The 12,626-nt window shown below is 63.5% G+C and carries 13 protein-coding genes; 2 read left to right on the top strand and 11 right to left on the bottom strand.

Annotation, left to right across the window (positions count from 1 at the left end):
* Positions 1-12: 12 nt before the first annotated feature.
* From rsxG to CEW87_RS18635, 9 genes are all read right to left on the bottom strand, one after another.
* Entirely contained in the window at positions 13-675 is a 663-nt protein-coding gene (rsxG, locus tag CEW87_RS18675; RefSeq protein ID WP_108975407.1) for an electron transport complex subunit RsxG, read from the bottom strand.
* A complete protein-coding gene (locus CEW87_RS18670) occupies positions 672-1,676 on the bottom strand; it encodes an RnfABCDGE type electron transport complex subunit D (RefSeq protein WP_108975405.1) in 1,005 nt (334 codons plus the stop codon). The genes rsxG and CEW87_RS18670 overlap by 4 nt, the downstream gene beginning before the upstream one ends.
* A 4-nt stretch (positions 1,677-1,680) precedes the next feature.
* Complete coding sequence (rsxC, locus tag CEW87_RS18665) at positions 1,681-3,375, bottom strand: electron transport complex subunit RsxC (protein ID WP_108975403.1); 1,695 nt, start codon at positions 3,373-3,375, stop codon at positions 1,681-1,683.
* Positions 3,372-3,923: an electron transport complex subunit RsxB gene (rsxB, locus tag CEW87_RS18660; protein ID WP_108975401.1), complete on the bottom strand. Its 552-nt coding sequence runs from the start codon at positions 3,921-3,923 to the stop codon at positions 3,372-3,374. The genes rsxC and rsxB overlap by 4 nt, the downstream gene beginning before the upstream one ends.
* A 104-nt stretch (positions 3,924-4,027) precedes the next feature.
* Positions 4,028-4,612 (bottom strand): electron transport complex subunit RsxA, encoded by a 585-nt coding sequence (gene rsxA, locus CEW87_RS18655; RefSeq protein ID WP_108948527.1) that lies wholly within the window; start codon positions 4,610-4,612, stop codon positions 4,028-4,030.
* Positions 4,613-4,712: 100 nt separating this feature from the next.
* A complete protein-coding gene (locus CEW87_RS18650) occupies positions 4,713-5,717 on the bottom strand; it encodes a quinone-dependent dihydroorotate dehydrogenase (RefSeq protein ID WP_108975399.1) in 1,005 nt (334 codons plus the stop codon).
* Positions 5,718-5,785: 68 nt separating this feature from the next.
* Positions 5,786-6,511, bottom strand: a complete 726-nt coding sequence (locus CEW87_RS18645) for an arginyltransferase (protein WP_108975398.1) — start codon at positions 6,509-6,511, stop codon at positions 5,786-5,788.
* Positions 6,484-7,251, bottom strand: a complete 768-nt coding sequence (gene aat / locus CEW87_RS18640) for a leucyl/phenylalanyl-tRNA--protein transferase (protein ID WP_108975396.1) — start codon at positions 7,249-7,251, stop codon at positions 6,484-6,486. Before aat ends, CEW87_RS18645 begins: the two co-directional genes overlap by 28 nt.
* The gene (locus CEW87_RS18635; RefSeq protein ID WP_108948523.1) at positions 7,248-8,354 is read right to left on the bottom strand and encodes an ABC transporter ATP-binding protein; all 1,107 of its coding nucleotides are present in this window, start codon (positions 8,352-8,354) and stop codon (positions 7,248-7,250) included. Before CEW87_RS18635 ends, aat begins: the two co-directional genes overlap by 4 nt.
* 158 nt (positions 8,355-8,512) lie before the next feature.
* Between CEW87_RS18635 and CEW87_RS18630 the strand changes: the two genes are divergently transcribed.
* Positions 8,513-10,138, top strand: a complete 1,626-nt coding sequence (locus tag CEW87_RS18630; RefSeq protein WP_234421581.1) for an ABC transporter permease — start codon at positions 8,513-8,515, stop codon at positions 10,136-10,138.
* A gap of 318 nt (positions 10,139-10,456) precedes the next feature.
* Here the strand turns inward: CEW87_RS18630 and CEW87_RS18625 are convergent, their stop codons facing one another.
* Complete coding sequence (locus CEW87_RS18625; RefSeq protein WP_108975392.1) at positions 10,457-11,479, bottom strand: Fe(3+) ABC transporter substrate-binding protein; 1,023 nt, start codon at positions 11,477-11,479, stop codon at positions 10,457-10,459.
* A 121-nt stretch (positions 11,480-11,600) separates the two neighbouring features.
* Here CEW87_RS18625 and CEW87_RS18620 point away from each other — a divergent pair, with 121 nt between their 5' ends.
* Entirely contained in the window at positions 11,601-11,951 is a 351-nt protein-coding gene (locus CEW87_RS18620; RefSeq protein ID WP_108975390.1) for a DUF2325 domain-containing protein, read from the top strand.
* Between the two features lie 96 nt (positions 11,952-12,047).
* Here CEW87_RS18620 and CEW87_RS18615 read toward each other — a convergent pair whose 3' ends face one another.
* Positions 12,048-12,596: a C40 family peptidase gene (locus CEW87_RS18615; protein ID WP_199917059.1), complete on the bottom strand. Its 549-nt coding sequence runs from the start codon at positions 12,594-12,596 to the stop codon at positions 12,048-12,050.
* Between the last annotated feature and the right edge of the window lie 30 nt (positions 12,597-12,626).

The following is a 12,626-nucleotide window of genomic DNA, read 5'->3' as shown; positions in this document are numbered from 1 at the left end:
GCAATGCCTCTCTTACAGCTTGCTGCCTGCGTCAGCGGCGAACAGCGCGTCTGCCCGTGTCACGCCGAATGCGACGGCGCGGGCGATTGCGCCGGTCATGGCCCGGGCACTGATGGTTGCGCCCGTGTGGAAGTCGAAGGTGCCGCCATCCTTGCGAACGGCCCACTTTGCGTTACCGACCTCGGACCAGCTTACGCCCTCGAACTGGGTGATCCAGGGGCGCTTCTTGTTGCGGTCCTTCTTCGGGTCGATGTAGTCCCCCAGTCCCGGGGTTTCCTTGTGGTTTGTCACCCGGACGCCGATGACGGTTCCATCCCCGCGTAGCGCAACGATGAAGGCGATACGGCCTGCGTAGCCGTCGCTGGCCGCAGCTTCGAGAATCATGGCCACCGGTTCGCCCGCTTTGCGAGCACGCCATACGCGCTTGACATCATCGGGGCCGAGCGCCTGTTCACCGGCGACTGTAATCGCGTCGGCGAGCAGATCGTTGTCGTAGCTGTCGGGCGGCAGCACCTCGTTGATGAGGCGCATCTGCTCTTCCTGTACCGAGGCCTCGATTGCCGGGCGGGTCGTGTCATAGGTGAAGGCCATCACCGCCGTGAACACAACGGTGAACACGATCATGATCGCTGCGGTCCGCAGCGAAGTTCGCATGGCGGAATACTTGTTGCTCACGACTGCGGCCCTCCGCGATGGCCGAAGACAGCGGGCTGGGTCTTCATGTCGATGAGGGGGACACAGATGTTCATCAGCAGTACGGCAAAGGCGATGCCTTCCGGGTAGGCGCCGAAAGCGCGGATCAGGTAGGCGATCAGCCCGATGCTGGCTGCGAAGATGAGCTTGCCGCGTGGCGTGGTCGCGCCCGATACCGGGTCGGTGACGATGAAAAACGCGGCCAGCATTGCCCCCCCGGTGGCGAGGTGGAACAGGGGCGAGGCGAACTGGTCGGGGTGGAAGAGCCAGAATACGCCGGAGGTGACCGCCAGGCCGGCAAGAAAGCCGGTGGGCAGGTGCCAGGTGATGGTCCGGGTCAGCAGCAGGAACAGCCCGCCGAGCAGATAGCCGCCGCCAATCCACTCCCAGCCACGTCCGCCCAGCAGACCGTAGGTGTTGGTTTGCAGCAGTGCGCTGACGTTGGTGTCGCCACGCAGGCCTGTGCGCAGGGTATCGAGGGCGGTCGCGCCGGTGACCGCATCAAGTTCGCGCAGTCCGCCGAGAATGAGCTGAAGCTGGGTGTCGAAGCTCACTGCCCCGGCAGCAGGCCACTGCGACATCAGGGACGGGTAGGCCACGATCATCGTGCAGTAGGCGGCCATTGCCGGGTTGAAGGGGTTCTGCCCGAGACCGCCATAGAGGTGCTTCACCGCAACGATGGCGACGAGCACGGCGAACATGGTGAGCCACCACGGCACGATGGGCGGAAAGGCGAGCGCTACCAGCCATGCGGTGACGACAGCAGAAAGGTCGGTAGCGGCCAGCATGACCGGGCGCTTGCGCAAAGTGAGCATCAGCACTTCGGCGGCGACCGCAGTGACGGATGCGATGGCCAGATTGACCAGAATGCCGGCGCCAATCTGCCACACATACGCGGCGATGCCGGGGGTGAGCGCGAGCAGCACGTTGAGCATGACGCGCTGAACGCTCGCCGGTTTGCGGATGTAGGGAGAGTGGATCATCGGCTCAGGAGGTGGATTCGGGTGAGCGTTCGGATGGGGCGTCACCGGCGGGCGCAGCAGGATCGACCAGTGCAGCCTTGATCCGGCGTGCGTCGATCTCGGCGATCTCTTTTTCGGTGTCCGGGCTCAGCGCTTCGGTGTTGCGCGCCTGCACGGCGTCCTTCTGTGCCTTGGCACGGGCCAGGGCTGCGGCGATCAGCGCCTTCTTGGGGTCGGCATCGCTACTTGCTGCCGCTTCCGGAGCGGTCGCGTCCTTGTCCGCCAGTTTTGCACGGGTTTCCGCAGCCTTCGCAGCGAGCTTTGCGGCTTTTTCTTCCTTCTCGCGTTCCTGACGGAAATTACGGAACTCGAACCGGTCGCGCGCCTGATCTGCCGCCGACTTTTCGCGCTCGCGGGCCCAGATCTCGCTCTTGGCAAAGCGGTAGTAATCGACAAGCGGAATGTGGGACGGGCAGACGTAGCTGCAGCACCCGCATTCGATGCAGTCGAACAGGTTGTATTCCTGGGCCTTGCCAAAGTTGTGGGCGCGGCTGAACCAGTAGAGTTCAAAGGGTTGCAGTTCGGCAGGACAGGCACGCGCACATTCGCCACAGCGGATGCAGGGCTGCTCGGGCGGTGGTGGCGGAAACAGCGCGGGCGAGGCCGAAATGATGCAGTTGGTGCCCTTGACCACCGGGACGTCCAGGCGCGGCAGTGCGAAGCCCATCATCGGGCCGCCCATCAGGGTGCGGTCGGTATCGGGCTTGGGCTCGCACAGCGTGAGCAGGTGCGAAATCGGCGTACCGATCAGCACCTCGTAGTTGCCGGGACGGGCGACGTTGCCGGTCAGCGTGAGCACACGGGACACCAGCGGTTCGCCGTGAGCCAGTGCCCGGTACACCGCATGGGCGGTGCCGACGTTGAAACACTGGACGCCAAACTCCGCGCCGAGCTTGCCGTAGGGAATCTCGACGCCGGTGAGGACACGAATCAGCTGCTTCTCGCCGCCCGCGGGGTAGAGCGAAGGAACCGCGATCACCGCCACGTCGCCTTCGACGCTGCCTGCTGCCGCCTGCATTGCGGCAATGGCTTCGGGTTTGTTGTCTTCGACGCCGATCACGAGGCGGCGCGCGCCGATGAGTTCGCGAAGGATGGTGGCGCCGGCAAGAATGTCGGCGGCGCGTTCGCGCATCAGCCTGTCGTCACAGGTGATCCAGGGTTCGCACTCTGCGCCGTTCAGAATCAGGGTGTCGATGCCGCTGCCGCGGCCGAGCTTTACGTGGCTGGGAAAGGTGGCGCCACCGAGGCCGACGATGCCGCAGTCGCGCAGCTGTGCAAGCGTCCGCTCTCGCGTCGCTGCATGGTAGTCGAAGGGCTGATGGTCTATCCAGCGATCCTCGCCGTCGGGCTCGATCACCACGCAACGGGTATTGAGACCCGACGGGTGGGCCAGCGGATGCAGGCCGAATTCAACAACGGTGCCGGAGGTCGGCGCGTGCACCGCGGTGCCGAGCGTGCCTTCCGCTTCGCCGATGCGCTCACCCTTGAGCACGTGCTGGCCCGGGCTGACGATGCAGCGCGCGGTTGCACGTGTGCTCTGGCGCAGTGGGACGACCAGGCGGGACGGCATTGGCGCCGGTTGAATGGGGGCGTTTGCCGATTCGTTCTTGTGCGCGTCGGGCTTGACCCCGCCACGGAAATTGAACAGGCGCGCGATCATGCAGATTTCCTGATTTCGATGACCGGATACTTCCATTTCCAAGTCTGCACCGTGTCGGGTACCTGCACCATGGTGATGCAGTCGACAGGGCAGGGTGCAAGACAGAGCTCACACCCGGTGCACAGGGGCTCGACGACGGTATGCATCTGCTTGGCCGCGCCAACGATGGCGTCCACCGGGCAGGCCTGAATGCACAAGGTGCAGCCGATGCAGGTCTGCTCGTCGATCAGGGCCACGGATTTGGGCTTTTCGACGCCATGTTCTTCGGAGAGCGGCTTGAACTCGCGCCCGAGGAGGTCGGCGAGCTTGCGGATGCCCTCTTCGCCACCGGGAGGGCACTGGTTGATGTCGGCCTCGCCCTTCGCGATGGCTTCGGCATACGGCTTGCATCCCGGGTAGCTGCACTGGCCGCACTGTGTTTGCGGCAGGATGGCATCGATTTTCTCGACCAGAGGGTCGCCTTCCACCTTGAAGCGGATGGCGGCATAGCCCAGTGCTGCGCCGAGCACCAGGGCGATCCCGGTCATGATGAGTAGGGCAGAGAGCATTCGGATTCAGTCGATCAGTGGGTGCGAGCGTAATCCGCAGCGCGCTGCACGGGGTTGCGCCAGATCAGGAATGTGCGTCTTCGTCGGTGACGTGGTGACAAACATCAATGAAAACGGTCCAGTCCGGCAAAGCCCATGAAGGCCAGACTCATGAAGCCTGCGGTGATCATGGCGATCGCGGTGCCCTTGAACGGCTGCGGAACATCTGCGCCGTCGAGTCGTTCGCGGATGCCTGCAAACAGCACCAGGGCGAGGGTGAAGCCGATCGAGGAGCCGAAACCGAACAGCAGCGATTCGAGAAGGTTGTGGCGCAGGCCGACGTTGAGCAGCGGGACGCCCAGCACCGCACAGTTGGTGGTGATCAGCGGCAGGTAGATGCCGAGCACCTGATGCAGCAAGGGGCTTGTCTTCTGGATGACGAGTTCGGTCAGCTGAACAATTGCGGCAATCACCACGATGAAGGACAGCGTGCGCAGGTACGCGAGATCGTTCGGTACCAGAAGGTAGTGATCGATCAGGTAGCTGGAGCCGGCGCCCAGTGTAAGCACGAAGGTGGTGGCCGCACCCATGCCAACCGCAGTTTCGAGTTTCTTGGAGACGCCCATGAAGGGGCACAGGCCGAGAATACGGACGAAAACCACGTTGTTGACCAGAACTGCGCCGATGACAACGAAAATATAGCTGCTCATGATCCGATGGCCGGGATTAACCGCTGGATTATCCCCTTGAGCACCGGGCCACTCAAGCCCGGACGCGTTATAGCTTTATGCATTTAAGTGCGTAAGCGCCTCAGGCGCTTGCACGCACGCATTCGCGCACGAGTTCGGGGCCGCGATAGACCAGTCCGCTATAGAGCTGAACGAGGCTCGCTCCGGCGTCGATCTTTGCCTTGGCGCCACGGCCGTCGAGCACGCCGCCGGCGGCGATGATCGGCAACTCGCCGCCAAGCGCCTGTGCCAACTGGCGCACGACCGCGGTTGAGGCTTCGAACACTGGCGCACCCGACAGGCCGCCCTGCTGTTCGCCGTAGCGCACGCCCTGCACCTTGTCGCGTGCGATGGTGGTGTTGGTGGCAATCACGCCGTCGATGCGGTGGCGGCGCAGTGCATCTGCAATATTGATGACCTGTTCGGGTTCGAGGTCGGGCGCAATCTTCAGCGTCAGCGGGACGTAGCGGCCGTGGGTGTCGGCCAAGCGGGTCTGCGCGGCCTTGAGCTTGCCGAGCAGGTCGTCGAGCTCCGACTCGCCCTGAAGTTGTCGCAGGTTCTTGGTGTTCGGCGACGAAATATTGACGGTGACGTAGCTTGCGTGCGGATAGACCTTGTCGAGGCAGATCAGGTAGTCGTCCGCTGCGTTCTCCATTGGCGTGTCGAAATTCTTGCCGATGTTGATGCCGAGAATGCCCTTGAACTTGACCCTGCTGACGTTGGCGACCAGTGCATCAACACCATGGTTGTTGAAGCCCATGCGGTTGATGATGCCGCGCACTTCGGGCAGGCGGAACATTCGCGGACGCGGATTGCCCGGCTGCGGGCGCGGCGTGATGGTGCCGATCTCGATGAAACCGAAGCCCATCAGAGCGAGCCCGTCGATGGCTTCGCCATTCTTGTCCAGACCGGCAGCGAGGCCGATACGGTTGGGGAAGTTCAGGCCCATCACCTCGACCGCTTCGGAAGCGGCCGGTTTGCCGGCAGGCAGGATGCGACCGGCGAGGTTGAGCGAGGCGAGGGTGAACTCGTGGGCGGTTTCCGCGTCGAGCGAAAACAGGAGCGGGCGGGCGATGGTGTAGAGCATGGGGCCGGATTGTAACGATTCGGCCGGTGCTAAGCGATGCGGCTGTCCGCAATGTATCAGTGCAGCGCTTAAGCCTCGACGTCAAGCGGGCCCCATTCCCCGCGCCGATAGGCTTCAATCGGGCGGAAACGCGCCTTGTAGGCCATTTTCTGGCTCTCGGCGATCCAGTAGCCCAAGTATAGATAGGGCAGGCGAAGGCGGCGGCAGACTTCGATCTGCCACAGGATGCCGTAGGTGCCGAAGGCGCAGCGCTCCGCGTCCGGATCGTAAAAGGTGTAGACGCTGGACAGGCCGTCGGTCAGGCGGTCGATGACGCTGACCATGCACAGCTTGCCTTCGTCGCGGAATTCGACGATCCGGGTATCGACATGGCTTTGCAGCAGGAAGTGTGTGTATTGCTCGCGATTGTCCAGATCCATGCCGCCGCCCGCGTGGCGCGATGCCTGGTAGCGCTGATACAGCCGGTAGTGCTCTTCGGAAAACTCTAGCCCGCATTCATTGGTTTCGAGGCCGGAATGACGGGACCAGGCACGGCGCTGGCTGCGGTCGGGGGTGAAGCGGTTGACGGCGATTCGCACCGGTACGCAGGACTGGCAGTGATCACAGTGGGGGCGGTAGGTAAACAGCCCGCTGCGACGGAAACCCCTGCGAACGAGGTCGCTGTACACCTGAGGGTCGATCAGATGCCCGGGCGTGGCCACCTGCGAGCGCGCGACGCGGTCGGGAAGATAGGAGCAGGCATACGGCGCTGTCGCGTAAAACTGGATCAGAGCGTAGGGGTAGTCCTGTTGCATAGATGTTCGCCTGTAGCTCCTGCAGCGGCGTTATGGTTCCAGTCGATTCCCTGCAACGGCCCGGATGGCCATTGTCCCGGCGGCTCGCCTTCCCGCGTCCATCGTTCCAGACCTGCGGCAAACTCGCTGCGACGAATCTCACGCGCTCCCATTGAAAGCAGGTGAGGCGTTGTCATCTGGCAATCTATCACGGCGAAATCGCGCTGTTCAAGCAGGCGGGCGAGGTGTGCGAGGGCCACTTTCGAGGCGTCCGTCTCGCGCGAAAACATCGACTCGCCGAAAAATGCCCGCCCGACCGCCATGCCGTAGAGCCCGCCCACGAGTTCGCCTTCGCGCCAGCATTCCACGCTGTGGGCATAGCCGAGCTCATGCATGCGGTGATAGGCAGCCTGGATGTCCGGTGTGATCCAGGTCCCGCCCTCAGGTTCCCGGGGGGCTGCACATTCGGCCATCACGGCGGCGAAAGCCGTGTCGACCCGGACCTCGAACCGTCTCTGGCGCAGGACTTTGAGCAGTGAGCGCCGAATCCGCACGTCTCCGGGTGTCAGTACCAGGCGAGGGTCGGGGCTCCACCACAGAATGGGTTCGCCACCACTGAACCAGGGAAAGATGCCCCGGTGGTATGCGGCCAGCAGCCATTCGGGTGTCAGCGCGCCGCCAGCCGCAAGCAGGCCGTTCGGTTCCACAAGCGCGGATTCAAGGGGCGGAAATGCCGGTGCGCCGGCCAGCCATGGAATCATCCCGGGAGCTGAACGAGTTGCAGGGTGCCTGCGCCGGCCTCGCTGCCCCTGAAGGTCACGACGTGGTCCACGTCCAGGCGGATGCCGATGCGCTCCCCGATGGCGTGGTTGTGGTGGCTGGGTACCAGCGAGAGCACTTTCGCCCCGCTGGCGAGCTTCAGGGTGTACAGGATGTCCGCGCCGCGAAAGGCCTTGTGCACCACCTCGCCGCGCATCGGGCTGGCGTCGTCATGCACGACATCGTCGGGGCGCAGCAATACGTCGAGGCTGCAATTGCGTTCGCAGTTGTCGCAACTGGTAGTGCATTCGATGGGCACGTCGCTGCGCAGGGTGCCGATCTCGACCTGTACCCGGCCGTCGTTGAGCACCATGCCGGGCAGAAACACGCCCTGGCCGATGAAGTCGGCGACGAAGCGATTCTGCGGACGGTGATAAAGATTGTAGGGGGTGTCCCACTGCTGGATCCGGCCCTCGTGCATGATGCCGATCTCATCGGCGACCGCGAATGCCTCATGCTGGTCATGGGTCACGAGAATCGCTGTCGTCCCGGTGGCCTTGATGATGTCGCGCACCTCGTGCGAAAGACGCTCGCGCAGTTCCACGTCGAGGTTGGAGAAGGGCTCGTCGAGCAGCAGCAGGCTCGGCGCCGGTGCGAGTGCGCGTGCAAGGGCGACGCGCTGTTGCTGACCGCCCGACATCTCGTGCGGATACTTGTTGCCCTGCGTGCCGAGCCCGACCAGCGCCAGCAATTCGTCCACCCGGTCGCGCTTCTCGTCGCGTCCGCGGTCACGCAGACCGAAGGCGATGTTCTCGGCGACGGTGAGGTGGGGGAAGAGGGCGTAGTCCTGGAATACCATGCCCACGCGCCGGCGCTCGGGGGCGAGGTTGTAGCCCTTGCGACTCACGACCGCTCCGTCGAGCAGGATTTCACCCGCAGACACCGGTTCGAAACCGGCGATGCACCTGAGCACCGTGGTCTTGCCGCAGCCGGACGGACCCAGCAGGCAGCCGATGCTGCCTTTTTCGAGGCTGAGCGACAGGCTTTTGACAACACGGTTGCCGGCGTATGCCAGATCGATGTCGACGAGTTGCAGAAGGGACATGATTTAACGGTCCAGTGCAGGTTGTGGGATTATTGCATTGCAGCGATCGAAATGCGATCAATTATAATTTACTTGTAAGATCGCCTCAGCCCATGGCGATACGGGATATCGGGAGCAGGATGAGAGTCAGGGGATGGGAAGGGCGCTTTGGTTTGCGCATGTCGTGGCTGACAGCGGTGGCCGTCGTCATCGCGATGCTGATCGCAGCGCCGGTGCTGTCGGTGTTCTCGAACGTATTCGTTGGCGGGACGACCGCCACGTGGTCGCATCTGGCCGACACGGTGCTGGGCGAGTTCGTGAGCAATACGGTCATTCTGTGCATTGGCGTCGGTCTTGGCGTGTCCTCGATCGGGGTGACCACCGCGTGGCTGACGACCATGCATGACTTTCCCGGGCGGCGCGTCTTCGAGTGGGCGCTGATCCTGCCGCTGGCCGTGCCGGCCTACGTCATGGCCTATGTGTATACGGACTTTCTGCAGTTTGTCGGGCCGGTACAGACCTGGCTTCGCGACACGTTTGGCTGGACCCGGGCCGACTACTGGTTTCCTGACGTACGAACGGTGGGTGGCGCGGTGGTCATGTTCATGTTCGTGCTCTATCCCTACGCCTACATGATTTCGCGCTCTGCCTTTCTGGAGCGGGCCGGCGGCATGCTCGAGGCGGGGCGTTCGCTTGGTCTCGGGCCGTGGGGATGCTTCTTCCGCGTGTCGCTGCCGCTGGCCCGTCCGGCGGTGGTCGCCGGCACTGCCCTGGCCCTGATGGAGACGCTTGCCGATTTCGGCACGGTTGCCTACTTCGGCGTACAGACCTTCACCACCGGTATCTATCGTGCCTGGTTTTCGCTCGGTGACCGCATTGCCGCCGCTCAGCTGTCGGCCGCACTGCTGCTGTTCGTGGTCATCGTGCTGGCGCTCGAACGAGCGACGCGTGGGCGGGCGCGTTTCAACAACACATCGCGCAATGCCGGTTCGACGATACGGCATCGGCTCTCGCCGCTGGCGGGCGCAGTTGCGGCATTTGCGTGCTTCATGCCGCTGTTCTTCGGCTTTCTGCTGCCGGCGGGCCTGCTGTTGCGGATGGCCTTCGGCGATGGCGATGCGCAGTTCGGCGAGCGTTTCGTGCAACTCGCGAGCAACAGCTTCACCCTGGCGGCGGTGACGGCAGTGCTGGCGGTGGTGCTGGCGGTGGTGCTGGCCTACGCTGCACGCATGGCACGTTCGCGGCTGCCGCTGGTGCTGAACCGGATCGTCGGGCTGGGCTATGCAGTCCCGGGCTCCGTGATTGCGGTCGGCGTGCTGATTCCGGTGACGCGGCTCGACAACTGGCTGATCGCGTGGTGGGAAGCCGCGTTCGGTGTGAATCCCGGGCTGCTTCTGACGGGCGGCATCGCGGCACTGGTGTACGCCTATCTTGCGCGCTTCCTGACCGTATCCCTGCAGACGGTGGAGTCCTCGCTGGGCAAGGTCACGCTGAGCATGGACGACGCATCACGCAGCCTCGGCTACGGGAAGTGGGCAACGCTGCGGCGGGTGCATGTTCCGATTCTGCGCGGCAGCTTGCTGACCGCCTCGCTGCTGGTGTTTGTCGATGTGATGAAGGAACTGCCTGCCACGCTGGTGATCCGCCCCTTCAACTTCGATACGCTGGCCACGCAGGCGCACACGCTCGCCTCTGACGAGCGTCTGACCGAGGCCTCGACTGCGGCCCTGACCATCGTCGTCGTGGGGCTGTTGCCGATGTTCGTGATTTCGCAGCAGATCCTCAAGGGGCGGCGCGCAGGCTGAGGCGCTGGAGCGTCGCAGCAGCCTTTCGTCGGAGCCTCGCTCCCGGCAGCTTGATGGGTCGGGCGGGGGCGCGTGCTGCGCTTGCCATGGGCACGCTTCGTCGGCTGTGCGGTGTGCCGGTAGAGCGTGCAGTGATCGATGACCGGGGGGAGGAAGCCGCGCTGCCACGGAAGCGCGATGCGCTAGGCAGGGATTCAAAGGCTGGATGAGTGCTTGTGGATCAGGCCTTGCGCCCGCTGTGCTGGCGAGGCATGAAGAAAAACAGCCCACGTCACCCCGGAAGGGTGGCGTGGGCTGTTTGCGTTCGCGGACGCGTGATCAGCGATAGCCGGCGCGGTCGAAGATCTTCTGCGCTTCACCGACCGTGTCGGCCAGTTTCTGGATTGGCAGGGTGTCGGCCTTGAATGCACCGAGCTTGTCGAGTGCGGGATTGCTGACCTTCACGCTGGCGACCACCGGCCATTCGTTGTTGCCATCGGCGAAATACACCTGGGCTTCATCGGATGCCAGGTACTCGAGGAACTTGACTGCAGCCGCCTTGTTCGGGGACGTCTTCAGCATGCCCGCACCGGATACGTTGATATGGGTGCCCCAGGACTTCTGGTTGGGCCATACCGGCGTGATCTTGGCGACCACGGCCTGATCGTCGGGCTTGGTCGAGTTCATCAGGCGGGCGAGGTAGTAGCTGTTGGCGATGGCAATGCCACACTCGCCAGCGGCAACCGCCTTGATCTGATCGGTGTCGCCGCCCTTGGGTGCGCGCGCAAAGTTGGCGACGATGCCCTTGGCCCATTCCTCGGTCTTGGCCGCGCCGTCGTGCTGCACCAGCGCTGCGCCGAGCGAGAGGTTGTAGGGGTGGCTGCCGGAACGGGTGCACACCATGCCTTTCAGCGCCGGGTCAGCAAGGCCTTCATAGGTCTGCGCCTGCTCGGCCTTCACCATGTCCTTGTTGTAGACGATGACGCGGGCACGGGTGGAGTACGAAAACCAGTTGTCGGCACGCAGATGTGCTGGGATGCGCTCCTCAAGCAGCTTCGACTTCACCGGGGCGAAGATGCCCATTTCGTCGGCGTTGGCGAGGCGCGAAGCGTCTACCGCGATGAAGACGTCCGCAGGGCTGTTCGCGCCTTCGTTGCGGATACGCTCGAGCAATTCGTCTTCCTTGGCTTCGATCCGGTTGACCTTGATGCCGGTCTGCTTGGTGAAGTTGCCGTAGAGCGCTTCATCGGTCTGGTAGTGCCGTGCCGAGTAGATGTTGACCTCGTTGTCGGCCGCAAGAGCCTGAGCACCGTAAATGCCAAAGCCTGCGAGCAGGGCGGATGCGAGAGCCTTTCTGATCATGAAGTGTTTGCCTTACAGAGCGAGTTGTCGATGTCTGGATGGTAACGAGATTAATTCGCACTTGCAAATGGATCTTGTTATGGTCATCATGATTGCGAATCATTCTCAATAAGGACTCGTCATGAATGCCCTGCTCGTTGGCGCCGATCGTCTGGGAAACATTCCCGATGTGTTGCAGCAGTTCGGAATCCGGATCGCTGCGCACGTCAGTGGCAGGGACAGTGCGCACCAGCGGCGCAGTGCGCCCTTGCCCGCGGGCATCGAGATGGTGATTCTGTTTACCGACTTCATCGGGCACAACGTGATGCAGCGCTTCCGCGAGGCGGCCAGCCGCGAAGGGGTGAGCCTGGTCTGTTGCCGGCGCTCGGTGTGCGCACTGCAGCAGGCTTTGGGCAAACGGATTGCGATGGACAGTTGCGATCGCTGCGCTGCCTGCCCCGAGCGGAGCGCAACCGGCCGGCGCAGGCATTGAGCGCGCAGTCGTGCGAAGAATGTTAAGGCTGGGAAGGGGGGAGCGGGGAAGCAGAACCGCTCGCTTGCGTCAGGCGGCAGCGGCTGCCGCCACCGCTCAGTTGGTGAGTGTGGCGCTTGAGCCCGTGCCGGATGCGTCGTCGTCGAGCAGTCGGCGGGCGCCGTTGAAGCGTTTGGCCCAGTAGCTGGTGCTCATGCTCTCGACCCGCACGCTGCCGCCGCTGGACGGCGAATGCACGAAACGTCCGTCGCCGAGATAGATGCCGACATGCGAGAAAGCGCGACGCATGGTGTTGAAGAACACCAGATCGCCAGGCTTGAGTTCCTGTTTCGCTACCTTGTCGCCACGGTTTGCCATTTCATGGGCGGTACGCGGCAGGTCAAGGCCGAGGGCGTTGCGGAAGACGGCCTGAACCAGACCACTGCAGTCGAAGCCGGTTTCGGGCGAGGTGCCGCCAAAACGGTAGCCAATCCCGAGGTAGCCCATGCTCTCGTTGACGAGGTTCTGGGCAGCGCTGGTGTAGCGCCCGATGAGGTTTGTCTGTTCCGTCACTTCGTCCGTGGGTGCCGTCTGCGCGGAGACGGTTGCCGGTAGCGCGAGCAGCGCGCTTAGCAGCAGGGGCAGAAGGTGGACGGAAATTCGCATCGCCCGGACTATACGCACCACGGCGGTGCC

The sequence above is a fragment of the Parazoarcus communis genome (assembly GCF_003111665.1).
In the GTDB taxonomy this organism is placed as follows: Bacteria; Pseudomonadota; Gammaproteobacteria; order Burkholderiales; family Rhodocyclaceae; genus Parazoarcus; species Parazoarcus communis_B.
This window is presented reverse-complemented; position numbering and strand designations above follow the sequence as displayed.